The 24,608-nt window shown below is 71.0% G+C and carries 25 protein-coding genes; 16 read left to right on the forward strand and 9 right to left on the reverse strand.

The features are described from left to right. The first annotated feature begins 37 nt into the window (after positions 1 to 37). A complete protein-coding gene (locus ACGFI9_RS20270) occupies positions 38 to 586 on the forward strand; it encodes a YbaK/EbsC family protein (RefSeq protein WP_393179788.1) in 549 nt (182 codons plus the stop codon). A gap of 36 nt (positions 587 to 622) precedes the next feature. Here ACGFI9_RS20270 and ACGFI9_RS20275 read toward each other — a convergent pair whose 3' ends face one another. The 5 genes from ACGFI9_RS20275 to ACGFI9_RS20295 all read right to left on the reverse strand — a co-directional run bounded on the left by ACGFI9_RS20275 (position 623) and on the right by ACGFI9_RS20295 (position 4,925). Then, positions 623 to 1,255 (reverse strand): DsbA family protein, encoded by a 633-nt coding sequence (locus ACGFI9_RS20275; RefSeq protein WP_393179790.1) that lies wholly within the window; start codon positions 1,253 to 1,255, stop codon positions 623 to 625. Between the two features lie 20 nt (positions 1,256 to 1,275). Beyond that, a complete protein-coding gene (locus ACGFI9_RS20280; RefSeq protein ID WP_393179792.1) occupies positions 1,276 to 1,701 on the reverse strand; it encodes a SufE family protein in 426 nt (141 codons plus the stop codon). A 124-nt stretch (positions 1,702 to 1,825) separates the two neighbouring features. Next, positions 1,826 to 2,245: a CBS domain-containing protein gene (locus ACGFI9_RS20285; RefSeq protein ID WP_393179794.1), complete on the reverse strand. Its 420-nt coding sequence runs from the start codon at positions 2,243 to 2,245 to the stop codon at positions 1,826 to 1,828. A 56-nt stretch (positions 2,246 to 2,301) separates the two neighbouring features. Beyond that, a complete protein-coding gene (locus tag ACGFI9_RS20290) occupies positions 2,302 to 4,071 on the reverse strand; it encodes a proline--tRNA ligase (protein WP_393179796.1) in 1,770 nt (589 codons plus the stop codon). 92 nt (positions 4,072 to 4,163) lie between these two features. After that, positions 4,164 to 4,925, reverse strand: coding sequence for a sulfite exporter TauE/SafE family protein (locus ACGFI9_RS20295; RefSeq protein ID WP_393179798.1), 762 nt, complete (start codon positions 4,923 to 4,925; stop codon positions 4,164 to 4,166). A 169-nt stretch (positions 4,926 to 5,094) separates the two neighbouring features. Here ACGFI9_RS20295 and ACGFI9_RS20300 point away from each other — a divergent pair, with 169 nt between their 5' ends. From ACGFI9_RS20300 to ACGFI9_RS20310, 3 genes are read left to right on the forward strand one after another with little or no spacing between them, the layout of a single operon-like run. After that, positions 5,095 to 5,466 carry an SCP2 sterol-binding domain-containing protein gene (locus tag ACGFI9_RS20300; protein ID WP_393179800.1) on the forward strand — a complete coding sequence of 124 codons (372 nt, stop codon included), beginning with the start codon at positions 5,095 to 5,097 and terminating at the stop codon, positions 5,464 to 5,466. Continuing rightward, positions 5,459 to 7,546 (forward strand): glycogen debranching N-terminal domain-containing protein, encoded by a 2,088-nt coding sequence (locus ACGFI9_RS20305; RefSeq protein ID WP_393179802.1) that lies wholly within the window; start codon positions 5,459 to 5,461, stop codon positions 7,544 to 7,546. Before ACGFI9_RS20300 ends, ACGFI9_RS20305 begins: the two co-directional genes overlap by 8 nt. Before the next feature lie 11 nt (positions 7,547 to 7,557). Further along, positions 7,558 to 8,160 carry a cysteine hydrolase family protein gene (locus ACGFI9_RS20310; RefSeq protein WP_393179804.1) on the forward strand — a complete coding sequence of 201 codons (603 nt, stop codon included), beginning with the start codon at positions 7,558 to 7,560 and terminating at the stop codon, positions 8,158 to 8,160. A gap of 111 nt (positions 8,161 to 8,271) precedes the next feature. Here ACGFI9_RS20310 and ACGFI9_RS20315 read toward each other — a convergent pair whose 3' ends face one another. Both ACGFI9_RS20315 and ACGFI9_RS20320 read right to left on the reverse strand, forming a co-directional pair. Then, complete coding sequence (locus ACGFI9_RS20315; RefSeq protein WP_393179806.1) at positions 8,272 to 8,454, reverse strand: DUF397 domain-containing protein; 183 nt, start codon at positions 8,452 to 8,454, stop codon at positions 8,272 to 8,274. Further along, entirely contained in the window at positions 8,445 to 9,248 is an 804-nt protein-coding gene (locus ACGFI9_RS20320; RefSeq protein ID WP_393180152.1) for a helix-turn-helix domain-containing protein, read from the reverse strand. Before ACGFI9_RS20320 ends, ACGFI9_RS20315 begins: the two co-directional genes overlap by 10 nt. Positions 9,249 to 9,471: 223 nt before the next feature. Here ACGFI9_RS20320 and ACGFI9_RS20325 point away from each other — a divergent pair, with 223 nt between their 5' ends. The 10 genes from ACGFI9_RS20325 to ACGFI9_RS20370 all read left to right on the forward strand — a co-directional run bounded on the left by ACGFI9_RS20325 (position 9,472) and on the right by ACGFI9_RS20370 (position 19,580). Continuing rightward, the gene (locus ACGFI9_RS20325) at positions 9,472 to 9,663 is read left to right on the forward strand and encodes a hypothetical protein (RefSeq protein WP_393179808.1); all 192 of its coding nucleotides are present in this window, start codon (positions 9,472 to 9,474) and stop codon (positions 9,661 to 9,663) included. Positions 9,664 to 9,676: 13 nt separating this feature from the next. Next, the gene (locus ACGFI9_RS20330; protein WP_393179810.1) at positions 9,677 to 10,000 is read left to right on the forward strand and encodes a hypothetical protein; all 324 of its coding nucleotides are present in this window, start codon (positions 9,677 to 9,679) and stop codon (positions 9,998 to 10,000) included. Between the two features lie 116 nt (positions 10,001 to 10,116). Beyond that, on the forward strand, positions 10,117 to 11,499 hold the full coding sequence (locus ACGFI9_RS20335) for a serine hydrolase domain-containing protein (protein WP_393179811.1): 1,383 nt from the start codon (positions 10,117 to 10,119) through the stop codon (positions 11,497 to 11,499). Between the two features lie 13 nt (positions 11,500 to 11,512). Continuing rightward, positions 11,513 to 12,295 carry a MerR family transcriptional regulator gene (locus tag ACGFI9_RS20340; protein ID WP_393179813.1) on the forward strand — a complete coding sequence of 261 codons (783 nt, stop codon included), beginning with the start codon at positions 11,513 to 11,515 and terminating at the stop codon, positions 12,293 to 12,295. Positions 12,296 to 12,583: 288 nt separating this feature from the next. Next, positions 12,584 to 13,114: a SigE family RNA polymerase sigma factor gene (locus tag ACGFI9_RS20345; RefSeq protein WP_393179815.1), complete on the forward strand. Its 531-nt coding sequence runs from the start codon at positions 12,584 to 12,586 to the stop codon at positions 13,112 to 13,114. Then, positions 13,111 to 14,241, forward strand: coding sequence for a hypothetical protein (locus ACGFI9_RS20350; RefSeq protein ID WP_393179817.1), 1,131 nt, complete (start codon positions 13,111 to 13,113; stop codon positions 14,239 to 14,241). Before ACGFI9_RS20345 ends, ACGFI9_RS20350 begins: the two co-directional genes overlap by 4 nt. A 169-nt stretch (positions 14,242 to 14,410) precedes the next feature. Further along, positions 14,411 to 15,415, forward strand: a complete 1,005-nt coding sequence (locus ACGFI9_RS20355; RefSeq protein ID WP_393179818.1) for a hypothetical protein — start codon at positions 14,411 to 14,413, stop codon at positions 15,413 to 15,415. 159 nt (positions 15,416 to 15,574) lie between these two features. Further along, on the forward strand, positions 15,575 to 16,342 hold the full coding sequence (locus ACGFI9_RS20360) for an SGNH/GDSL hydrolase family protein (protein WP_393179820.1): 768 nt from the start codon (positions 15,575 to 15,577) through the stop codon (positions 16,340 to 16,342). 104 nt (positions 16,343 to 16,446) lie between these two features. Next, positions 16,447 to 18,555, forward strand: a complete 2,109-nt coding sequence (locus ACGFI9_RS20365) for a carbohydrate binding domain-containing protein (protein WP_393179822.1) — start codon at positions 16,447 to 16,449, stop codon at positions 18,553 to 18,555. Positions 18,556 to 18,677: 122 nt separating this feature from the next. Next, positions 18,678 to 19,580, forward strand: coding sequence for a sulfurtransferase (locus ACGFI9_RS20370; protein ID WP_393179824.1), 903 nt, complete (start codon positions 18,678 to 18,680; stop codon positions 19,578 to 19,580). A gap of 71 nt (positions 19,581 to 19,651) precedes the next feature. On the opposite strand, the gene ACGFI9_RS20375 is transcribed toward ACGFI9_RS20370, so the two are convergent. Continuing rightward, positions 19,652 to 20,227, reverse strand: coding sequence for a TetR family transcriptional regulator (locus tag ACGFI9_RS20375; RefSeq protein WP_393179826.1), 576 nt, complete (start codon positions 20,225 to 20,227; stop codon positions 19,652 to 19,654). A 102-nt stretch (positions 20,228 to 20,329) separates the two neighbouring features. Between ACGFI9_RS20375 and ACGFI9_RS20380 the strand changes: the two genes are divergently transcribed. Beyond that, positions 20,330 to 21,475: an FAD-dependent oxidoreductase gene (locus ACGFI9_RS20380; RefSeq protein WP_393179828.1), complete on the forward strand. Its 1,146-nt coding sequence runs from the start codon at positions 20,330 to 20,332 to the stop codon at positions 21,473 to 21,475. Here the strand turns inward: ACGFI9_RS20380 and ACGFI9_RS20385 are convergent. Then, entirely contained in the window at positions 21,414 to 22,706 is a 1,293-nt protein-coding gene (locus tag ACGFI9_RS20385) for an MFS transporter (protein ID WP_393179829.1), read from the reverse strand. The two genes, ACGFI9_RS20380 and ACGFI9_RS20385, sit on opposite strands and share 62 nt — an antisense overlap. Positions 22,707 to 22,818: 112 nt before the next feature. Here ACGFI9_RS20385 and ACGFI9_RS20390 point away from each other — a divergent pair, with 112 nt between their 5' ends. Next, positions 22,819 to 24,606 (forward strand): HSP90 family protein, encoded by a 1,788-nt coding sequence (locus ACGFI9_RS20390; RefSeq protein WP_393179831.1) that lies wholly within the window; start codon positions 22,819 to 22,821, stop codon positions 24,604 to 24,606. Positions 24,607 to 24,608: the final 2 nt, after the last annotated feature.

Genomic DNA, 24,608 nt, shown 5'->3' on the forward strand with positions numbered 1-24,608 from the left:
GCGGAGGCGGGCGGCGGGTGCGAGGATCGCTCCCGTGATGGGGACGCTGAGGACCGAGCCTGCCCGTACCCGACTGGACCTGCTGGCCCCGCCGGTTGCCGCCGCGATCGAGCGGTGGCCGGACGAGGCGCCGGTGGACGTGGACGACGTACTGGTCGCCCCGATCGACGCCGACCTGGCCGACACGGCGGCGTTCTGCGCGGCGTACGAGGTGAGGCTGGACGAGTCGGCGAACTGCGTGGTGGTCGCCGGCAAGCGGGGCGGTGAGACCCGGTACGCGGCATGCGTCGTGCTCGCCACCACCCGGGCCGACGTGAACGGCGTGGTCCGCCGGATGCTCGACGTGCGCAAGGCGAGCTTCGCGCCGATGGCCGACGCGGTCGAGCTGACCGGGATGGAGTACGGCGGGATCACCCCGATCGGCCTGCCGGAGGAGTGGCCGATCCTGGTCGACTCGCGGGTGATCGCCACGCCGCACGTGATCATCGGGTCGGGCGTACGGCACAGCAAGATCGCGCTGCCCGGGCCCGCGCTCGGCGCGCTGCCCGGGGCAACGGTGGTGGAGGACCTGGCCAGGCCGGCCTAGGCCATCACTCGCATCGATCTTGTTCCACGTGAAACATCACGCGGCGGATTCGCGCTGCTCCACCTCGCGCAGGGCGGCGAGCAGGGTCTCCGGCTCCTGGGCGCCGGTGACGGCGTACTTCCCGGCGAGCACGAAGGTCGGCACGCTGGAGACGCCGAGCTGGTGCGCGGCCGACAGGTCGGCGGCCACCTCGCGCCGGCCGAGGTTCGACTCCAGGTACTCCCGGGCCTCGGTCCCGTCCAGGCCGACCTCGGTGGCGAGCTTGACCAGGGCGTCCTTCGACCCGACGTCGATCCCGTCCTGGAAGTGCGCCCGGTAGAGCCGCTCCACCAGTTCGGCGGCCCGCCCCCGCTCGGTGGCGAACCGGACCAGCCGGTGCGCCTCGAAGGTGTTGGCGGCCACCGCGCGCTCGAAGTGCATGTCGATTCCCGCGCCGGCGGCGACCTGGGTGACGTGGGCGGCCATCCCCTCGGCCCGCTCCCGGCCGCCGAACTTCGCGCCCAGCGCCTCGATGAGCGGCTTCGGCTCGGTCACCGGCGTCGGGTCGAGCTGGAACGGCCGGTACCGGACGGTCACCTCACCGTGGTACGACTCCAGCGCCTGCTCCAGCCGGCGCTTGCCGATCCAGCACCAGGGGCACACCACGTCGGCGTAGATCTCGATCTCCATGACCAGCGACAACCCGTTGATCAGGAGATCTGTTCCCGGACCTGGCGCTTCAGCCGGGCCAGGATCGCCGTGCCACCGCGTACCCGCAACGGGCTGATCGCCTGGGCCAGCCCCATCCGCTGGTAGAGGTCGTCCGGCACGGCCAGCACCTCGTCGGCGCTCGCCCCGGCCAGGCCCTGGGCGAGGATGCCGGCGAACGCGCGGGTGGTGGGCGCCTCCGGCGGGCAGTCGAAGATGGTGCTCACCGTCTTGTCCGGGTTGACCTCGGCCCGCAGGAAGAATGCCGTCTGGCACTCCGGTACCTGCTCCAGCTCGGCCCGGTCCACCCCCTCGGGCAGCGGCGGGATCACGTCGGCGAACTCCAGCAGCATCTCCAGCACCACGTCGCGCGGCGCGGCGGCGAACTCGTCGACGATCTCGGCCAGCTTGCTCGGCATCTCGGGCATGACCGCCAGGCTACCGCCAGCTGTGTCCGGATCGCCCGGGCTCGGCGGGGGCCGCGAGGCTCGGCCCGGGCTGTTAAAAGGGGGCCCCTTCGCTACCGAAGGCGTTAAGAAGGGGCCCCTCCTTTCACATGTTCGGGGCGGCTTCGCTGATGTCGCTGAGGGCGGAGTTCGGGTCGAGTTGCATGGCCAGGTCGCCCAGGGAGATGATGCCGACCAGCTTGCGGTCGTTGTCGCAGACCAGCACCCGCCGGATGTTGCGCTCGCGCATCAGCGCGGCCGCCTCGTTGGCGGTGCAGTGCTGCTCGATCATCACCACCTCGCGGGTGACGATCGAGCCGATCGTGGTGCTCGCCGGGTCGGCCCGCTCGGCCACGGCCCGCACCACGATGTCGCGGTCGGTCAGCATGCCGGCGAGGGTGGCCCCGTCGGTGACCACCACGTCGCCGATGTCCGACTCCTTCATCACCCTGGCCGCCTCGTCCAGCGGGGTCTCCGCCGGCAGGTAGACCACCTGCTTCGTCATCACGTCGCTGACCCGGTACATGAGAGCCTCCGAAACACCTTCGGTCGATCCCGGGGCGGTACCCCGTGGCGCGTTCGCTACACCCGGTCGCGGCGTGCCGCGACCACCTCGCCGGACAGTCGCTCGACCAGACCCGCCACCGGCAGCTCGACCCGCTCGCCGGAGGCCCGGTCGCGCAGCTCGACGTACCCCTCGGCGAGCCGGCGGCCGACCACGACGGCGCGCGGGATGCCGATCAGCTCGGCGTCGGTGAACTTCACCCCGGCGGAGACGTTCGTCCGGTCGTCGACCAGCACCCGCAGGCCGGCGTCGGACAGGCGGCCGCCGAGGTCGAGCGCCGCGTCGAGCTGCGGCCCCTTCCCGGCGGCGATCAGGTGTACGTCGCACGGCGCGACCGCCGCCGGCCAGACCAGCCCCCGGTCGTCGTGGTGCTGCTCAGCGATCGACGCGACCAGCCGGGACACGCCGATGCCGTAGCAGCCCATGGTGGGCCGGACCGGCTTGCCCTCCGGGCCGAGCACGTCGACCGCGAAGGCGTCGGTGTACCGGCGGCCGAGCTGGAAGATGTGCCCCACCTCGATGCCCCGGCGGATGGTCAGCTCACCGTCGTCGCAGGCCGGGCAGGGGTCACCGGGGCGCACCTCGGCGGCCTCGATCGTGCCGTCCGGGGTGAAGTCCCGCCCGCAGACCACGTTGGTGGCGTGCCGGCCCGGCTCGTTGGCGCCGGTCAGCCAGCTCGTGCCGGTGACCACCCGGGGGTCGACCAGGTAGCGGACGGCGTGCTTGGCGAGGATCTGCGGACCGATGTAGCCGCGGACCAGCTCGGGGTGGGCCGGCCAGTCGTCGAAGACCGCCACGGTGGCCGGGGCCAGCGCCGCCTCGACCCGCTTCAGGTCCACCTCGCGGTCGCCGGGCAGGCCGATGACCAGCAGCTCCGCCTGCTCGGCCCCCGGCCGGCGTACGGTCAGCACCACGTTCTTCAGGGTGTCGGCGGCCGTCCAGTCGGTCCGGCCGGCGAGCGCGCGCTCGTTCGCCAGCTCGACCAGGGACGCGATGGTCGGCGTCTCCGGGGTGTCGTGCACCTCGGTCGCCAGGGGCGCGTCGGGGTCGCCAGCGGCCGGGGCGCGGGTCACCACCGCCTCCGTGTTGGCGGCGTAGTCGCAGGCGGTGCAGCCGACGAAGGTGTCCTCGCCGACCGGGGTGGCGGCCAGGAACTCCTCCGACGCCGACCCGCCCATCGCCCCGGACATCGCGTGCACCACGGTGAAGTCCAGCCCGAGTGCCGTGAAGACCTTCTGGTACGCCGCCCGGTGCCGGGCGTAGGCATTCCGCAGCCCCGCCTCGTCCAGGTCGAAGGAGTACGCGTCCTTCATCAGGAACTCGCGCCCGCGCAGCAGGCCGGCCCGCGGCCGGGCTTCGTCCCGGAACTTCGTCTGAATCTGGAAGAGCGTCACCGGGAAGTCCCGGTACGAGGTGAAGAGGTCCTTCACCAGCAGCGCGGCCATCTCCTCGTGGGTCGGGGCGAGCAGGTGCTCGGCGCCCCTCCGGTCCTCGAAGGTGAAGATGTCGTCGCCGTACTCCGTCCACCGCCCGCTGGCCCGGTACGGCTCGGCCGGGAGCAGCGCCGGGAAGTGCACCTCCTGGTCGCCGATCGCCACCATCTCATCGCGGACGATCTCGGTCACCCGGTCCAGCACCAGCTTGCCGAGCGGCAGCCAGGTGTAGCCGCCCGGAGCGGCGCGACGGATGTAGCCGGCGCGGAGCAGGAGCCGGTGGCTCGGCACCTCCGCGTCGGCCGGGTCCTCGCGCAGGGTCCGGAGCAGCAGAGTCGACGTACGCAGCAGCATTGCCGCAGCGTAAGCCCGAGGCATCGGCTCGGGCGATCCCATTCGCGTGGATCATCTGGCCGTCTCGCGTCCGCCCCGGCAGCAAGATCTGTCTACGAGAGGTTTTGCCACAGGAGAACCAGACCGAAGATCGTCCCGAACGTGACGATCGCCGCCCTGAGCACTCTGCCGGGGAGCTTGCGGAGAAGCCGAGCCCCGCCGTAGCCGCCGATGACGGTTGCCGGGACCAGGATCGCGACTCCCGTCCAGTTGACGGTGCCGAAGAAGACATAGAGCGCGACAGCCGTCAATGACACTGCGGCCGACAGCAGGTTCTTCAGCGCGACCGTTCGGGTGAGCGGTTCGTGCTGGAGGAGCGCCAGGGTAGCAACGAGGACGATGCCGAATCCGGCGCCGATGTACCCGCCGTAGACGCCGCCCACGGCGACAAGCGTCTGCAGGGTTGCCGGATGTCGTCGTTGGCCACGGCCAGTGAAGCGTCTGATGATTTTTTCCAGGCGGTTCTGCAGGCCGACGACGGCGGATGCGGCGAGCACCAGGAACGGCACGATCATGGCGAAGACGCGCGGGGGTGTCAGCAGGAGCAGCACAGAACCGGCGACGCCGCCGAGGATGGCTGCCGGCAGGATGCGGGTGGCGTCCCTCCGTGGCGGCAGGTCCCGGTAGCCCCCCGCCACGCTCGCCATATTTCCGGGAAACACGGCGACGGTGCTGGTCAACTTGGCGGTAAGAGGCGGTATACCGGCACCGATCAGCGCGGAAAATCCGATCAGGGAGCCACCGCCAGCGACCGCGTTGAAGGCGCCCGTGAGGAGACCGGCGGCAAAGAGCAGCGTTGCCTGCATGGGAGCCATCGACTCTCAGGCTAGTGGGTTGTCCATCCGACGGGACGCCGTCCAGCTGGCTGGCTGAGGGATGTCGGTGCCACGGCGCAGTGGCCCGGGCCTGCCTGCGAAGTTCACCCGTTCCGGATGAGGCGCAGTCCGTCCGGCGGGGGCATGGTGGCCTTGAGGAGGGCTCGCGATGGCGGATGTCACCGAGGAATTCTTCCGCGACCTTGCACGGCGGGGTCGCGATCGCCGGCTGACGGCGATCCACGAGGGCAGTGTTCGCTTCGACATCAGCCAGGACGGGCAGACCGACCACTGGCTGGTCTCCATCGCCAAGGGCGGCATCACCGTCTCGGAGCAGGCGACGGGCGGAGACGCCGTGGTCCGAGCGGATCGCGCGGTATTCGACCGGATCGCCGGCGGGGAGGCGTATTTCCTGACCACCGTGCTGCGCGGCGAGGCGACCGTGGAGGGCAGCCCACGACTGTTCGCGACCGTCCGAAGGCTGTTTCCGCCACCGCCCACCTCACAGCAGGCCCGACACCGAGGAGGCGACGATGAGTGAGCACCAAGCCGACATCCTCGACGGAACCACGTTCATGGTCTGCGACCGGTCGGGCGACATCGACGCGTCGCCCGACACGCCCCAGGGCCTGTTCGCGCACGACACACGGCTGCTGTCGAAATGGGTGCTGACGGTCAACGGGGAACGGCTGACCTGCCTTTCTGTCGACGATGTCCACTACTTTGAGAACCGGTTCTTCCTCGTCCCGGGCCGCCAGGACGTCTATGTCAACAGCACCCTTTCCGTGCGGCGCAGGCACACCCTGGACACCGGCCTCCACGAGGACCTCACCATCCTCAACAACGATCGGCGACCCGTCGATTTGACTCTGCGGGTCGAGGTGGACGCCGACTTCGCGGACCTCTTCGAGGTCAAGGACGCCGCGGCGAGGAAGAAGGGCCGGCACTACCGGCGAATTGACGACGGGCGCCTCGTCCTCGGCTATGAACGGGAGCGGTTCCTACGGGAAACCATCGTCTCCGTATCAGCACCGGCGGAATTGGACGATGACGGCTTGACGCTCAAGGTTCACATCGAACCACACAGCCGATGGTCAGCCAGACTCAGCGCCCTGCCGGACCTGCCGATGCCAAGAGGGCTGGAGCGGCTGACGATCCCTGGACGAGCAGCTCGCACGGGCCGGGACAAGCAACGCGACCTCCTGGAGTGGCTGGACCAGGCACCACGGCTGGAGACAGGGTGGGAGCCACTGCGCACCACGTACCGGCAGAGCCTCATCGACCTGGCCGCGCTGCGCTTCAGCCCTTTCCTCGCCGAGGCCAGAAGCGTGCCGGCCGCCGGCCTGCCCTGGTTCATGAGCCTGTTCGGCCGGGACAGCATCTTCACCAGCCTGCAGGCGCTGCCGTTTGCCCCCGAGCTCGCCGCCACCACCCTGCGAGTGCTCGCGTTTCGGCAGGGCAGCCGAGTCGACGACTTCCGGGAGGAGGAACCCGGTCGGATCCTGCACGAGATGCGCTACGGCGAGATGAGCATCTTCGAGGAAACCCCGCACACTCCCTACTTCGGCAGTGCAGACGCCACTCCCCTGTTCCTCGTGCTCCTCGACGAGTACGAACGGTGGACCGGCGACGCCGACCTCGTCCGCGCCGTGGAGCAGGAGGCACGCGCGGCGATCGACTGGATCAATGTCTACGCCGACCTGACCGGCAACGGCTACATCTCCTATGAGCGGCGGAACACGAAGAACGGCCTGGAGAACCAGTGCTGGAAGGACTCCTGGGACAGCATCTCGTACCGCGACGGCCGGCTGCCGGGCTTCCCCCGCGCCACCTGTGAGCTGCAAGGCTACGCGTACGACGCGAAGATGCGCACCGCCCGCCTCGCCCGCACCTTCTGGAACGACCAGGCATATGCCGACCGGCTGGAGCGGGAAGCCGCAGACCTCAAGCAACGCTTCAACCACGACTTCTGGGTCGCCGACGGCGAGTACATGGCCCTCGCCCTCGACGGGGACGGCCAACAGGTGGACGCCCTGTCGTCGAACATGGGCCACCTGCTGTGGAGCGGCATCGTCGAAGAGCCGAAGGCCAAAGCCCTGGTACGGCACCTGATGTCACCAGCCATGTTCAGCGGATGGGGCATCCGCACGCTCGCCGACAGCGAGGCCCGCTACAACCCGATCGGATACCACGTAGGCACCATCTGGCCGTTCGACAACTCCTTCATCGCCTGGGGACTGAGACGCTACGGGTACCCCGATGAAGCAGCGCGAATCGCCGCCGGGATCCTGGACGCGGCGGCCTTCTACGACGGCCGGCTCCCGGAGGCGTTCGCCGGATCCAACCGCTCCGACACCAGGTACCCCGTCAACTACCCCACCGCGTGCAGCCCGCAAGCGTGGTCCGCGGGGACCCCGCTCCTCCTGTTGAGGACGATGCTCGGCCTCCAGCCGGTCGGCGAAGACCTCGTCATCAGACCCGCCCTTCCCGCTAACCTCGACTTCGTGGCGCTGCTCGACATTCCCGGCCGATGGGGGCGCCTCGACGCCTACGGCAGAGGGCCGGCCGCCGCCGGCGTTCGCGGATACCATCCGGCACCGCAACAGCTCTCCGCGCCATGACGGGAGGGACCATGCGAAAACTCGACCCGAAGCGCACGGCCGTCGTCGGCCTCCACTGGCAGCACGAGGCCGTCAGCCCCGACGGGATCTTCGGCCCCCTCTTCGCCGAACAGGTCTCCCGACACCACGTCGCCACGTACGCGGCACGGGTCTCCGCCGCCGCGCGGTCGAGCGGCGGCCTTGTCATCTACACGCGCGTCGCCTACCGACCCGGCTATCCAGACCTCATCCCCAACACACCGACCTTCGCCATGATCCCCGAGCAGCAGGCCTACCTCGAAGGCACACCGAAAACCCGGATCATCGACGAGGTCGCGCCGAAGGCCGGCGACGTCATCATCACCCACGCCCGGCTCACCGGCTTCTTCGGCACGGAGCTTGACACAGTCCTGCGGGGCAGAGGCATCGAAACGCTCCTGTTCACGGGTGTGGCCACCAACATCTCGGTAACCGGCACCGCCTTCGAGGCGATCAACCACGGTTACCGCATCGTGATCGTCGCCGACGCGTGCACCGCAGCAACCGATGACGCGCACCAGGCGGGCTTGGCAACGTTGGGCCTGCTCGGTGAGGTGGCCAGCACCGACGACGTCATCGGCGCGCTGGCGGGTTGACACGCCCCTTGCACCAGGGCCTCACGGTGGCGCCATCTGATCCCGATTGACGGCGACAAGACCAGAGTTCGCGTCGACCGGGTAGGTGCCGACCTGCGCGCGGGAATCCCCTCAGTGGCGCTTGGTGCGCTGGATGAAGGCGCGCCAGGTGGCGGGGGTGAAGGTGAGGACCGGGCCGGAGGGGTCCTTGCTGTCGCGTACGCCGACGACGCCAGGCAGGTTGTCAGCCACCTCGACACAGTCGTGCTGGGAACTGCGGGTGGACTTGCGCCAGATCGCGCCGGTCAGCTCCATGACGTCATCAATTCCTTCATCAGCTCGATCGACTGCTGACGAGACAATGCCTCGCTGCGGACGCTCTCCCACCTCGCCAGCAGGATCGCCACATCCTCATCTTTGTCGACCACGTCGCCACCGAGTTGGGTCTCTTGACTGCCGACCCAGCCGCCATCCCGGCAGCGGGCCAACGAGAAGGGGCCGGACAGCCCGACGTGCACGGCGACGGTGGCCGGAATGACGTGGACGTGAATGTGCGGGTGCTGGGCGTACTCGATCACTCGCGCGATCTGCTCCAGCATCAGCCCACGGAAGCTTTCATCGGCCCGGCGGAGCGCGGTCTCCTCGATCACTGCGACATACAGCGGCGGGTCGGGACTGAAGAGGATCGACTGCCGGTCCATCCGGGCCGCCACGCGCTTCTCCACCTCGTCATCGCTGAGCATGTCGTTCGCGCGGATCACGGCGCGGGCGTAGTTCTCCGTCTGTAGCAGGCCATGAACCAGTAAGGGCTGGTAGCAGCGCAACTGCTGTGCCTGCCGGACGGCGTCCAGCCACGACAGGAACCAGCTCGGCTCTTTGTCGCGCTCGGCAATCTTGAGTAGCGCGATCAACAGCCCGCCCGTGTTCAGCACCTCGTCGGCCCGCTTGAGGAAGAACCGGTCGAACGGCCGTTGCCCCAGCTCGATGGCGGACACCTGGGAACCCGAGAAGTGGACGAGCTTCCCGAACTCCTCCTGACTCAGCCCGGCATTCATCCGCAGCCGGCGCAGCTGCGCCCGGATCAGCTCGACGGTCGGCTCACCATCCAACGCTTCCTCCACGATTTCTCCCGGCGTCTCCACGACTCTCTCGTGTGGACGGAACAGCCGACCTGGCCTCGCCCGAGCCGGCGTCAACGCCTTCCGAGGGTAGTGACGTCCTCAGCAGACTGTCACGCAGCGGGCCGCCTCCCGTCCGGCCCGCTGCCGGGCCGCCCCCGGTATCCCCCGGTGCCGGGGCGGCCCCGGCCCGTACCCGTGAAGGAAGGTCTTGATGCGCAACCCGCTGCGCTGGTTCCGGTGCCGCACCACCGTGCCCCCGCCGCCGCTGCCCCGCCGGGCCAAGGGCGAGAACCTGCCGGACTGGATGCGCGAGCCCACCCGGGTCATCCCGACCATGCGGGCGGGCAGTCCCGGCCGGCTGACCCGGGCGCAGGAGTGGCGGGCCAACGGCGGTCGCTGGTGATCGGCGGGGCACCATGCTTCCGGTGCCGCGCCTCGGGCCGTACCCCGATCGGCCGCGGGCCTATCCGCCCGACCACCCGCCGCATCTGCCGATCCGGCCGCTGTGGGTGTGCCGGGCCTGCGGGGCGCCGTGGCCGTGCGCCGAGGCCCGCCTGCTGCTCAAGATCGAGTACGAGGACAGCCACGTTGACCTGGCCATCTACCTGTCAGGGCTCTACCACGAGGCGACCCATGACCTGTTCCGGCTGAACCCGCACGACGGGCCCACTCCGCGCGAGCTGTTCGAGCGGTTCGTGGGCTGGGGGCCGTACCGAAAAAGCATCACCGAAAAACGGTGACCCAGAGGGCTCCAGGCATGACCCGTAGTTCGGCCAAGTGAGCGCGACCAGCACGGCGACGCCGCCAAAAATGGGGCTTGACCTTGCCCCTGGGGCAGGGTTCGAGGATCGATGACATGAACGAGATCGCACACATCAGCAAGCGGGCCGCCGACTTCTGCGAGGCCACCCAGGTTCCCGGATTCCTCGCCGGCATGTACCACGCCGGAGAGCAGGCCGTCGTCGCTCACGGTGTGGCGAACGCCGCCACCGGAGCGCCGATGAGCGAGGACACCAGCTTCCTGTTCGGGTCCATCACCAAGATCATGACAACGACGCTGGTGCTCCAGCAGGTCGAGCGGGGCGCTCTCGACCTCGACGCGCCGGTCGTTGACTACCTGCCGGAGTTCCGGCTGGCCACGCCCGGCGCGGCCGAGAAGATCCGTGTCCGCCACCTCGTCACCCACACCAGCGGCATCGACGCCGACCTGTTCTTCCCGGACGCGGTCGGCCGCGACGCCCTCAAGATCTACCTGGAGCGGCTCAGTCGCGAGTGCGGCGTTCTCTTCGAGCCGGGCGAGTACGTCAGCTACTCCAACGGCGGCATGATCGTCGCCGGCCGGCTGCTGGAGGTGGTGACCGGCCTGCCGTACCACGAGCTGCTCGAGCGTGACGTCTTCGCCGCCGCCGGGATGACCGGCGCCTGCACCTCCGCTGAGCGGGCGATCCTGCGCTCCACCGCGGTCGGGCACTTTCCCGATCCGACCACCGGTGGCGTCCGGCCGACCGACATGTTCATGCTGCCCCAGACGTGGGGGCCGGCCGGCGGCACGCCGATCGGCACCATCGAGGACCTGCTCGCCTTCGGGCGGGTCCATCTCGGCGACGGCTTGGCGCCGTCAGGCACGCGGGTGCTGTCGGCGAGGTCGGTCGCGCGTATGCAGTCGGTCACGCACGACCTGGGTACGCCGAACACGTCGCCCGTCGGCCTCGGCTGGCTGGTGCGGTCACTCGGCGGCACGACGGTGCTGACCATGTCCGGGGGCTCGCCTGGCGGAGTGGCGGTGCTGGTCGTCGTGCCGGAGCACGATTTGGTGTTCGCCGCGTACGGCAACGATTCGCGGGCGCTTGCGCTGCACGACGAGCTGCTGCTCTGGCTCGCCGGGCTGTTCGGCACGGTGCAGACGCCGGCCTACGCACCGGACGCAGTCGATCTTCAGCCGTACGCGGGGACGTACCGCTCGAACCAGCTCCGGGTCGACGTACGCGTCGTGGACGGCGGACTGGAGGAGCAGGTGACCTACGAGCCGGCGGACGAGGTGCAGGAGCGGATCTTCACCGGCTTCGTTGGTGGCTCGTTCACGGCGCCGCCGCTGCGTTACGTGCCGGTCGGGAAGGATCTCTTCGCCCCGGCCGGGATCCCGTTGGAGGGGCTGCCGTCGCACTATCTGGTGTCCTTCCACGGCGGGGCAGCGTATCGGTGCGCCGGCGGCCGGATGACCCGCAGCGCGTCCGTCTGACACGATGCGGTTCATGAGCGACGAGCTGGCCGACGGGCGGCACCTGTTGACCATCGGCCAGCTCGCCGACTACGCCGGCGTGACGATCAAGGCGGTGCGGGTCTATCACGACCGGGGTCTGCTGCCCGAGCCGCCACGCGACTCGTCTGGTTACCGACGGTACGGTGCCGAGCACGCGATCCAGCTCGTCAAGATCAGGACGCTGGTCGAGGCCGGGGTGCCGCTGGCCCGGATCAAGGAGCTGCTCGGGGCCGGCCCGGAGCGGTTCACCGCGGCGATCGACGAGATCGACCGCAACCTACGGAAGCGAGCCGAGGAGATCCGCCGGACCCGGCAGCGGATCGCCCAGCTCCACAGCGGGGACCGGCTGTTCGTCTCGGCAGAGGTCGCCGGCTATCTGGAGCGGCTGCGCCAGATAGGCGTCAGCGAGCGCAGCGTACTGCTCGAGCGCGACCTGTGGATTCTGCTGCAGTCGGTGGCGCCGGAGCAGGCGGCGGCATGGATCGCCGACAAACTGGCGGCCATCGCCGATCCCGAGTTCCGCGCGCTGTATCTGGACTACGACGCCGCGTTCGACTGGTCATCGGACGATCCGCGCCTGCCCGCGGTGGCCGAACGGACCCGGCGATGGTACGCCGGACAGGACGACAGCGCCGACGCCGGGCCGCCGCCCGACCCGACAATCACCCGGCTGGCCGGCGTGGCGTCCGGCGCTTCCTCACCGGCCTGGGCACGGATTGCCGAACTGGCGAAGGAAGTGCCCTTGAATCCGGCACCAGGGCATGGTTCACGATAGCCCCCGGGACGCCTCCCATCGGTCGGCGAGGCCGCCTAGGCCCGCGGTCCGCGACTCACGGCATCCTCATCTACCGCTGACCGCGCCTGTGACGGACTGTCGAGTCCTTCCCGGCGTCCGGCTGACGAGTAACTAGGTGTAACGAGCGGCAGTCCACCGCGCTGGAAACCGTCACGCGTCAAGTGGAGCCCGAGAAATCAGTGACCCCGACGGCAACCATGGAGCGACGGGGTGGCGTCTGGGGAGGCGTCACGCTGATGCACCACCTGACCCCAAGGATCGGCTCGTGTGGACCCTCTCCTGAGTGAGTTCGACTCGTTCGTGCGAACCCGTACCCCCGCACTGCTGCGCTCGGCCTATCTGCTGACCGGTGACCAGCATCTGGCCGAGGACCTCGTCCAGTCCGCCCTCGCCCGCACCCACCGCTCGTGGAACCGGTTGCACGAGAGCGGCAACGCCGAGGCGTACACCCGCAAAATCATGTATCACCTGCAGGTGTCGTGGTGGCGGCGCCGGAAGGTGGCCGAGTCGATGCCGGGCGACCTGCCCGAGCCGCGCGGAGGCGACTCGGCCCCCGACCACGCCCACCAGACCACGCTCCGGCTCACCCTGCGGGCCGCGCTGGCGAAGCTCTCCGCCAAGCAGCGGGCCGTGCTCGTCCTGCGGTTCTTCGAGGACCGCACCGAAGCCGAGGCCGCCGACCTGCTCGGCGTGACCGTCGGCACCGTCAAGAGCCAGACCTCGAAGGCCCTGGCCAAGTTGCGCACCGTCGCCCCGGAACTCGCCGAGCTGTACGTCATGGAAGGGAGCGCCCGATGAACGAGGACCGTCTCCGGTTCGACCTGGCCGACCTGGCCGACGAGGTCACCCCGGTCGACCTGCGGGACCGCGCCCTGCGTACGTCCCGGCGGCTGGGCATCCAGCGGACCGTCACCACCTCGGTGGCCGCGCTGGTGATGATCGCCGCCGCCACCGGCACCGCCCTGGCGATCCGCCCCGACGGGCAGGCGAACCTGCCCGCCCCGGCCACCTCGGTGACCAGCAGTTCACCGCCGGTCGAGGTCACCCCGACCCCCGAGTCGTCCGCCACCGCCTCGGCGAGCACTAGCCACAGCACCCCGCCCGCCAAGCCGGCCGTCCTCGGCGGCACCCGCTACTACCTGGAGCTCACCGACAACGAGGCCCGCATCCACGTGGTCCGCAGCGGGCGGCACGAGGTGAACGTGCTGCCGTTGGGTAAGGACGACTGCGTCGCCAACTCGATCACCATCTCCCCGGACGGCAAGCGGCTGGCCTGGGTGCAGGACGCCAACGCCGACGGGATGAACGGCACGCTCGTCACCTCCCGGATCGACGGCACCCGGCAGCGGACCGTCGCCACCGGCATCATCTGTCTCGGACCCCGGCCACTGGTCTGGCAGGGCGGTGACCTGCTGATGGCCAACACGGGCACCCGCTCCCTGCTCATGGACATGGTGGCCGGCAAGCCGCACAACGGCGACCCGGGTCAGGAGACGGATCGATGCTGGTCCGCCGACGGAGAGTGGTTGGCGTCGACCGACTCCGACGCCGGCAAGCACTGGGTGACCGGCAACGGTGAGGTGCGCCAGTACACCTACACGCCGCCGAAGGACGAGGCCGCGCTGCACGACGGCTGGCAGCCGCGCAGCGTCTCAGTTGACGGCCGGTACGTCGCCGTCGGTTGGGTTGGCACCGACCCGTCGCGCCAGGACGGCAGTTTCGCGGTCGTCGACGTCACCACCAGCAAACTGGTCGACCTGCCCGGCTCCGGAACTGTGCGCAGCATCCTGTTCACCCTCGACGGCAAGGTGATCGTCCAACGGGAGAAGACCCTGACCGTGCTCGATGCGGACTTCCAGCAGGTCGGGACGGTAACCGAGCCGGCCTCCGTGCGCGGGCAGTGGCTCCTGGCGTACGTGCCCTGACCTGCCCATCCATCGATCCACACAGGCCCTCGGCACTCGGTGCCGGGGGCCTGTGGCGTATCGCTGAACATCGTCGGAAATTTTCTCGACCGGGCGGCAACCCTCCATTCGGAACCTGACGTCTGGGAGTGCGTCAAACACCGCACCGCCACCCCCAAGGACCGGAATCATGAGCGTCTTTGCCGCCACCCCCGCCGCCCGCACCGCTCGCCTCCGTACCCTCCGCCAAGCGCTCGCTCTCTCCGCGGCCGCGCTCGCGACGGTGGGCCTCAGCGCCTGCGGCAACGACAAGCCGGCACCGGCCGCTGCCCCCACCTCCCCCGCCCCGGCCGCCGTCACCACCGCGGCTCCGGTCAGCAACGCCGACGCCAGCCCGCTCGCCGGCAGCCGGTACTACCTCGGCACCACGGCCAAGGAGGCCGAGATCCACGCTGTCCGGGATGACTCGGACCAGGTCACCGCCCGCATCCCGCTCGGCACCGGCGAGTGCACCGGCAACACCGTCACGGTGTCGCCGGACGGCAAGCGGATCGCCTGGGTGCAGAACGGCGACGACAGCGGCACCCTGATGACCTCGGCCATCGACGGCTCGCAGCGGCGGACTCTGGGCAAGGGGATCAACTGCCTCGGTGCCCGGGCGCTGGTCTGGCAGGGCGGCGACCGGCTGATGTCGCACCAGGGCGGCAAGCCGGTGCTGATCGACCTGACGTCCGGCAAGCCGGTCGACGGTGGCGCGCAGGGGTACGTGACCGGCGGGGTCTGGTCCGTCGACGGCAAGTGGCTGGCCTCGACCCGGGACGGGAAGCCGTACGTGACCGACGGGACGCAGACGCGCGAGTACACCTGGACCCCGCCGAAGGCCGAGGCTGTGCAGCACGACGGCTGGCAGGCCCGCGGCATCTCGACCGACGGCCGGTACGTCTCCGTCGGCTGGCTCGGCACCGACCCGTCCCGCGTCGACGGCAGCGTCGCGATCGTGGACACCACCACCAGCGAGGTGGTCGAGCTGTCCGGCGCCGGTGAGGTCCGGAGCATCCTGTTCACCGCCGACAACAAGGTCATCGTCAAGCGGGCGACCGGCATCACGGTCCTCGACGCCGGCTTCCAGCCGGCCGGCACCGTGCAGGAGCCGGCCGCCGTGCGGGATCTGACGCTGCTGGCGTACGCGGCCTGAGACCTGCGGAAAGCGGGGGCGGACCACCGACCGGTGGTCCGCCCCCTTCTCGTATCCGCTGTCATCTCCGCCACGTCGTACTCCAGGGCCGCACGGTGACACCGGGGGCGGTGACAGACTGAACGACGCGGTTCTGCCGGGATGTCAATGGGAGGCGCAGTGCGCTGGCGCAGCTACGTGGCGGTGGGCGACAGCTTCACCGAGGGCATGGACGACGCGTACCCGGACGGCACGTACCGGGGCTGGGCGGACCTGGTCGCCACCCGGCTCGCCGCCGAGGCCGGCCCGGACTTCGGGTACGCCAACCTGGCCATCCGGGGTCGGCTGTTCCCGAACATCGTCGCCGAGCAGGTGCCGGCGGCCCTGGCCATGAAGCCCGACCTGATCAGCTTCGCGGCCGGCGGCAACGACGTGCTGCGGCGTACCTTCGACGCCGACTCCTTCGTCCCCCGCTTCGACGGGGTGATCGGCGAGCTGCGGGCGAGCGGCGCCGACGTGATCCTCTTCCGGTTCGCCGACGTGATGGCCCGGCTGCCAGGGCAGCGGCTGGTCGCCCCCCGGGTCGCCCTGCTCAACCGGGTGGTCGGCGAGGTCGCCGAGCGGCACGGCGCGATCCTGGTCGACCTGTACGCCGACGACACCTACCTCAACCCGATGCTCTGGAGCACGGACCGGCTGCACCTGTCGGCGGCCGGGCACCGGCGGGTCGCCGCACAGGTGCTCAACGCGCTCGGGGTGGGCTGCGACGAGGAGTGGCTGCTGGTGCCGCCGCACCCGGCACCGACCCCCTGGCTCGCCGCCCGTGCGGCCGACCTGCGCTGGGCCGGCCAGCACCTGGCCCCGTGGATCAAGCGCCGGCTCACCGGCCGCTCCTCCGGCGACTTCGTCACCGCGAAGCGTCCGACGCTCGGCCCGATCACCGACTGATCGCCGCAGACACCCATCGCCGATAGACGCGGGACAAACCTTGACGGCCCCGCCGGGTTCTCCTAGCTTGTCTGGAAATCGATTTCCCGGCGATGGGAGAACTCATGGCTGACCGACTGGCCCCACGACATCGACGTACCACCCTGCTCGCCGCCGCGAGCCTGACGGCCGGCCTGGTGGCCGCGCTCAACGTGCCGGCCAGTGGCGTCGCCGCGGTGAAGCCCGAGGCCGTCAGCGCAGCGGCCCCGACCAGCACGTTCTTCTCCACGGCCCGCATCGAGGAGGCGCAGAGCGCGCCCAGCGACAGCGACGGCGACCTGTGGCCGTCGTGCTGGGCGGACGACGACAACCTCTACGCCGCCAACGGCGACGGCAAGGGCTTCAGCCTCGACCAGCCGTTCGCCGACATCGCCGTCAGCCAGATCCGGGGCACGCCACCCGACCTGTCTGGCCAGACGCTGGCCCGCGGCGATCAGCTGGGCAGCATCTGGAGCGGTGCCGGCTACAACCGCAAGCCGACCGGCATGCTGTGCGTGAACGGCGCGATCTACCTTGCGGTCCAGGATCTGGCACTCGACTTCAACGACGTGCCGGCGGCGACCATCCTCAGGTCCGACGACCACGGGCGCACCTGGTCGTGGGATCGCCGTGCGCCGATGTTCGACAACCACGTGTTCACCACGATCTGGTTCGCCGACTTCGGCAAGGACAGCCAGTGGGCCCCCGACGACTACGTGTACGCGTACGGCCTGGACAACAACTGGCGGGACTCGTTCGACGACACGGTCGCCGACCCGACCGACCTCTACCTGGCGCGGGTGGATCGCGACAAGATCCAGGACCGCAAGGCGTGGCAGTTCTTCACCGGAGTCGACAAGGACAAGCCGACCTGGAGCAGGAACATCGCGGACCGCTACCCGGTGCTGCACGACGAGCGCCGGGTGTACCAGCAGCTGTACTCCAGCAACATCGGAAACATGTCGGTGCTGAGCCAGGGCGGCGTCACCTACAACCGGGCGCTGGACCGCTACATCTACACCTCGTGGACCGAGTACACCTTCGAGTTCTACGAGTCTCCCACCCCGTGGGGGCCGTGGCAGCCGTTCCTCAGCAAGGACTTCGGCGGCTACCCCTGGAGCGCGGGCAAGCACGGCGGCTACGCGACCACCATCCCGTCCAAGTTCATCAGCGGTGACGGCCGCACCATGTGGGTGCAGTCCAACGTGTGCCCGTGCGGCGGTGGCGGCTTCACCGGCGCCTACCGCTACAGCCTGCGGAAACTGCAGGTCACCCCGGCGACACCGAGCGAGCCGGCCAACCAGCCGGACGCCTCGATCAACCTGGCCGCGCCGGAGACCGGCGCGGTACCCATCTCCAAGTCGACGCACTTCGGCCGCCTGGACATCCTCAACGACGGCGACACGACCGTCAGCGAGGACGACTACGACGACGAGGTGAAGTCAGCGAGCTGGTGGGGCTACACCTGGCCGCGGCGGTACCACCTGAACCGGGTCGACTTCACCAGCGGCCAGGTCTTCGACGACGGCGGCTGGTTCACCGCCCGCCCGAGGGTGCAGCTGCGCCAGAACGGGCAGTGGGTGGACGCCCCCGCCCAGACGATCAGCCCGAACTACCCCGGTGACCGCACCGCGGGCGCGTTCACGACGTACACGATCAGCTTCAAGCCGGCGGTGGCGGACGGGGTGCGGGTGATCGGCTTCCCGGGCGGGGCGCGGACCTTCACGTCGGTGTCCGAGCTGGCCGCGTCCTACCGCACCCAGGTCGTCGACGGTGGCTTCGAGGCGCCGGGCGGCGGCACGTCGGCCTGGGACTTCGAGGGCGCCGCGTACCACGGCGTGGACCGCAACCTCGGCTTCGCGCACTCCGGCCAGAACAACGCCTGGATCCGTACCTCGGGCACCGGCTGGAGCGCGATCAGCCAGGCGGTCCCGGTCGTGCCGGGCCGCACCTACACCTTCGCCTCCTGGGTACGCTCCTCGTCCGCACTGACGGACGGCCGGTTCGGGGTACGCCTCGGCCCGGACGGCAGCGAGGTGCTGGGTGAGAGCCGGTTCGGGGCGACCGCGGACTACACCGAACGGTCCGTGCAGGTCACCGTGCCGGCGGGGGTCACCAGCCTCACCGTCTACGCCGGATTCGTCGCGCCGGGGACCGACACCTGGATCCAGATCGACGACGTGACGATCTCCTGACGATCAGCTCTGCCGGGGCCGTCCACGTCGGCGGCCCCGGCAATCGATTTCCGAGCTTCTGACGCCGGGTTCTGCCGCCCGTTCGAGGGCCGTCGGGCGGCATCGGGCGTACCTTGGGGATCATGCCTGTGCCGAGCGATCCGAATCCCCGCCTCCAGTCGTACGCCGACCCGCAGCGCCTGGTCACCACGGAGTGGCTGGCCGAGCACCTGGGCGAGGAGGGTCTCGTGGTGGTCGAGTCCGACGAGGACGTGCTCCTCTACGACACCGGCCACATCCCCGGTGCCGTCAAGGTCGACTGGCACACCGAGCTGAACGACCAGGTGACCCGGGACTACCTGGACGCCAAGAGCTTCGCCGAACTCTGCGCCGCGAAGGGCATCGGCCGGGACGACACGGTCGTCTTCTACGGCGACAACTTCAACTGGTGGGCCGCGTACGCCCTCTGGGTCTTCTCCCTCTTCGGCCACCCGGACGTACGGCTGCTGGACGGCGGCCGGCAGAAGTGGATCGCCGAGGGGCGCGAGCTGACCAGGGAGAAGGTGACCCGGCCGCGCGCCGAGTACCCGGTGCCGGAGCGCAACGACACGCCCATCCGGGCGTACCGCGAGCAGGTGATGGCGCACGTCGCGGCCGGCCGGCCGCTGGTCGACGTCCGCTCGCCCGGCGAGTACACCGGCGAGATGCTGCACATGCCGGACTATCCGCAGGAGGGCGCGCTGCGCGGCGGGCACATCCCGGGCGCGGTGAGCAAGCCGTGGAAGTCCGCCGCGAACGACGACGGCACCTTCAAGTCCGCCGACGAGTTGCGCGCCATCTACACCGACCAGCTCGGGCTGAGCCCGTCCGACGACGTGGTGGCGTACTGCCGGATCGGCGAGCGGTCCAGCCACACCTGGTTCGTGCTGCACCACCTGCTCGGCTACCCGCAGGTCCGCAACTACGACGGCTCGTGGACCGAGTGGGGCAACCTGGTCCGGGCTCCCGTCGTGAAGGGCGACCAGCCGGGCGGCCTCGCCGGCTGAGTCCCGCCCGCCACGCCGACGGCCGTGGTCGCCTTGCGCGACCGCGGCCGTCGGCGTTCTTCCACCGTGCGTCAGGCCGGGGCGGGCCCGGTGAGATAGCGCTGGACGGTCGGGCCGACCCAGGCGGTCAGCTCGGCCCGGTCCAGCTCGACCACCGGCGGCAGGCGGACGATGTACCGGGTCAGCGCCAGCCCGAGGATCTGGCTGGCCACCAGCCCGGCCCGGTGGGGAGCCTCGGCGGGGTCGCCGCCGAGCCGGGTCACCGCGGCGGTGAGCTGGTCGGCGAAGACCCTCCGCATCCGCTCGGCGGCGACGGGGTTCGTGCTGGCCGTCCGGACCAGCGCGGCGAGGGTCTCGTCGCCCTCCCAGCGGTCGAGGAAGTGCCGGACCAGCGCCTCGCCGAGCCGCTCGGGCGGCACGTCGGCGAGGTCGGGCAGGCGCAGGTCGAACTCGGCCGCCGCCGCGAACAGGCCCTCCTTGCTGCCGTAGTAGCGCATCACCATCGACGGGTCGATCCGGGCCTCGGCGGCGATGGCCCGGATGGTGGCCCGGTCGTAGCCGTCGGCGGCGAAGCGTTCCCGGGCGGCGCGGAGGATGGCGGCCCGGGTGGCGTCCGAGCGACGGCTGCCGGGCGGCGTCTGAGTCATGCCAACAACTGTAGGCCAACAAGTGTTGACGTCGAAGCCGACCCGGGCCTAATGTTGTCAACAGGCGTTGGCAAACAGTTGTTGGCATCCAGGAGGTGGGTCATGTTGCCCGAGCGCACCGATGTCCTAGTGGTGGGAGCCGGCCCGGTCGGGCTCGCCACCGCCGTCACCCTCGTCCAGCGCGGCATCGAGGTGACCGTCGTCGACCAGGCCCCCGAGGGCGCCAACACCTCCCGCGCCGCCGTGGTGCACGCCCGCACGCTCGAGGTCCTCGACACCATCGGCGCGGCCGAACCCCTGACCGAGCGGGGCATCCATGCCCCCCGCTTCACCATCCGCGACCGGGACCGCACCCTGGTGCCGGTACGCTTCGACACCCTGCCCACCCGGTTTCCCTACGCGCTGATGGTCCCCCAGTCGGTCACCGAAGCGGTGCTGCTGGACCGGCTCACCACGCTCGGCGGTCGGGTGCTGCGGCCGTATCAGGTGGTCGGCCTGACCACGGACGGGGCTGGCAGCCTGGTCAGCTTCGCGGGCGGCGAGACGATCCGCGCCCGGTACGTGGTCGCGGCCGACGGGATGCACAGCACGGTCCGGCAGTTGGCCGGGATCGGCTTCAGCGGGGAGGACAGCGGGGAGTCGTTCACGCTGGCCGACATCCGGGTCGACAGCCCGCTCCCGCGTGACGAGGTCGCGCTCTTCTTCTCCGGCGCGGGTGTGCTGGTCTGGGCGCCGCTGCCGGACGGCAGTGTCCGCATCGTCGCCGCCGTCGACCACGCTCCGGAACAGCCCACCGTGGACTACGTACAGGCGCTGCTGGACGAACGCGGCCCGGCGGCGGCCCGGAGCACGGTGACCGGGATCGTCTGGGGCTCCCGGTTCCGCGTCCACCACCGGGTCGCGGACCGTTTCCACGCGGGTCCGGTGCTGCTCGCCGGGGACGCCGGCCACGTGCACAGCCCCGCCGGTGGACAGGGCATGAACCTCGGCCTGCAGGATGCCGTCGCCCTCGGTGAGGCGCTGGCCGGCGTGCTGACCGGCCAGCCCGAATCGGTGCTCGGCGACTACGCCGCGGCCCGCCGCCCGGTCGCCCGCGAGGTCGTCCAGTTCGCCGGGCGGCTCACCCGGCTGGCTACCGTTCCGGCTGCCCTCCGCCCGCTCCGCAACGCCGCGCTCCGGCTGCTCGCTACTGCTCCGGCGTTCCGCCGCCGGCTGGCCTGGCGGCTGTCCGGCCTAGTCCACCGGTGACCGCCGCGGCCGGCTCGGCGTCGGTGCCCGTCGATGCTGACGTTGCAGGGCGCAGCACCCGCCACGCCGCGAAGGTGACCAGCGCGAAGATCCCCGCCGCCGCCCAGCCCACCGGCGCCACGCCGTACGCCTGGCCGGCGAACCCGGCGAGCGCCGCACCGACCGGCGCGCTGGCCAGGCCGACCACCCGCTGCGCCGCGCCGACCCGGCCGAGCAACTCCGGCGGGACGTTCCGCTGGCCGTAGGAGGCCCAGAGGCTGTTCCAGACCGTGGTGCCGGCGGCGAAGCAGGCCAGCGCGACGCCCCCGGCCAGCGGGTGCCGGGCCACGGCGAACCCGGTCAGCGCCAGGGTCTGCCAGAAAAGCACCGCGCGCAGGGCGGGCACCGTGCCGAACCGGGCCGCCACCCGGCCGGCGGCGAGCGCACCGACCAGTCCGCCGATCACCGCCCCCGCCGCGAACAGCCCGTACGCCGCCGGTGGCACCCGCAGCACCTCCAGCGCGTAGAGGACGAGCACCGCCATCAACCCGCTGATCGCCAGGTTCGACCCGGCAGTGGCCACCGTGACCCCCCACAACACCCGGTCCCGGCGGAGCCACCGCACCCCCTCCCACGCTTCCGCCCACACCGAACCCCGGGCCGTGGGCGCCGGCTGGGTTGGAGCTGCGGGGAGGGCCAGGACGAGCAGGGCGGCGAGGGCGAAGGTGAGGGCGTCGACGGTGAAGGGGAGAGCGGCGGCCAGGGCGAACAACACGCCGGCCAGGGGAGCGCCGAGGAAGCCGCCGGCCACCGCGGTGCCGGCCTGGAGGCGGCCGTTCGCGGCGGGCAGGGCCGCCGGCGACACCAGCGACGGGAGCAGCGCGAACGAGGCCGCGTCGAAGAGCGTGCCGAGGGCGGCGAGCAGGAAGGCGACGGCCACCAGGGCGGCGACGCCGGCCCGGCCGGTGGCGACCAGCACGGCCAGGCCGGCCACCACGACCGCCCGCGCCGCGTCCACCCCCGCCATCGTCCGGCGGCGGTCCCAGCGGTCGGCGTACGCGCCGCCGAGCAGGCCGAACAGCAGCGGCGGAAGCTGCCCGGCCACGGTCACCGCGGCGATCGCCCGGGGGTCGCGGGTCAGCGTGGCGGCCAGCAGGGCCAGGGCCGGCGTACGCAGGGCGTCGCCGAACCGGGAGGAGACGGCGGCGGACCAGAGCAGCCGGTAGTGCCGGCCGAGTGCGGGAGCGGTCATGCCGACGAACCCTGCGGCCTGAACCGGGTCGAGGGTCAAGCGGCCGGAAAGGGGACGGACAGTGTCGGCGGCGGCCGGTACGGTGAGCGCCGGAATCGAACGGGGAGCACGATTGGACCGCACCTTCCAGGTCGACCTCCGTGGCGTGGTCGACCTGCTCAGTCATCACCTCTACGGCAGCCCCCGGGTCTACGTCCGGGAGCTGCTGCAGAACGCCGTCGACGCGATCACCGCGCGGCGCGCCGCCGAGCCGGACGCCCCGGCCCGGGTCCGGATCGAGCCGCCGGAGCTGACCGGCGACGGCACGCTGCGCGTGCACGACACCGGCATCGGCCTCACCGAGGCCCAGGTGCACGAGCTGCTGGCCACCATCGGCCGCAGCTCCAAGCGGGACGAGCTGGGCTTCTCCCGGCACGAGTTCCTCGGCCAGTTCGGCATTGGCCTGCTCTCCTGCTTCCTGGTCGCCGACGAGATCCGGGTGGTCACCCGGCACGCCGACCAGCCCACCGTGCTCTGGACGGGCTGGTCCGACGGCCGGTATTCGGTCCAGGTCGCCGCACCCGAGCAGGCCCGCGACGAGCCCGGCACCACGGTGACGCTGGTGCCCCGGCGCGACGCCGACCAGTGGTTCGGCGTGCCGACCGTGACCGAGCTGGCCCGCCTCTACGGCAGCCTGCTGCCGGTCGACGTCCGGGTCGGCGACACCCCGACCACCGCCGGCCCGCCGCCGTGGCCGACCACGCCGGGCGCGCCGGTCGACCGCGCCGCCCTCCAGCGGTACGCGCAGGACATGCTCGGCTTCATCCCGTTCGACGTGGTGCCGCTGGCGGTGCCCGAGGCGGGGCTCACCGGCGTGGCCTTCATCCTGCCCACCCCGGTGAACCCGGCGGCCCGGCCCGGGCACCGGGTCTACCTCAAGCGGATGCTGCTCACCGAGCACGCCGACGGGCTGCTGCCCGACTGGGCGTTCTTCGCCCACTGCGTGATCGACGCCAGCGAGCTGCGGCCCACCGCCAGCCGCGAGGCGCTCTACGAGGACGCCCTGCTCACCGCCACCCGGGACGCCCTCGGCGACCAGGTCCGCGGCTGGCTGGTCCGGCTGGCCAAGCACGACCCGCGCCGGCTCGCCGAGTTCCTCCAGGTGCACCACCTGGGGGTCAAGGCGCTCGCCCTGCACGACGACGAGATGCTCCGCCTGGTCGACCAGTGGTGGCCGATGGACACCAACGTCGGCACGCTCACCCTCGCCGAGTTCCGCCAGCGGCACGGCCTGATCCGCTACGCCGCCAGCCTCGACGAGTTCCGCCAGCTCGCCGCTGTGGCCGCCGCGCAGGACCTGGCCGTGGTCAACGGCGGCTACACGTACGACACCGAGCTGATCGAGCGACTGCCCACGGTGGACCGGTCGGTGCTCATCGAGCGGCTGGAGCCGAGCGACCTCACCACCCGCTTCGACGTGCTCGACCCGCAGGTCGAGCTGGCCCTGCGGCCGTTCCTCGCCGGGGCGCAGCGGGCCCTGGAGCGGCTCGGCTGCGAGGTGGTGGTCCGGGCGTACGACCCGGTGTCGCTGCCGGCGCTCTACCTGGTCTCCCGGTCGGCCGCGTTCCACGACCAGCTCGCCGCGAGCCGTGACAAGGCCGATGAGCTGTGGGGCGGCGTCCTCGACGCGCTGGCCGCCTCCGCCCCGCCGGATCGGCCGCAGCTGGTGCTCAACCACCGCAACCCGCTGGTGCGCCGGGTCACCACGCTGACCGACCCGGAGCTGGTCGGGCTCGCCGTCGAGGCGCTCTACGGGCAGGCCCTGCTGCTCGGGCACCATCCGATCCGGGCGGCCGACGCCGCCCTGTTGAACAGTTCCTTCCTCGGCCTGCTCGGCCGGGCCGTACCGGGACGGGAGTGAGC

Source organism: Micromonospora sp. NPDC048930, from assembly GCF_043197935.1.
In the GTDB taxonomy this organism is placed as follows: Bacteria; Actinomycetota; Actinomycetes; order Mycobacteriales; family Micromonosporaceae; genus Micromonospora.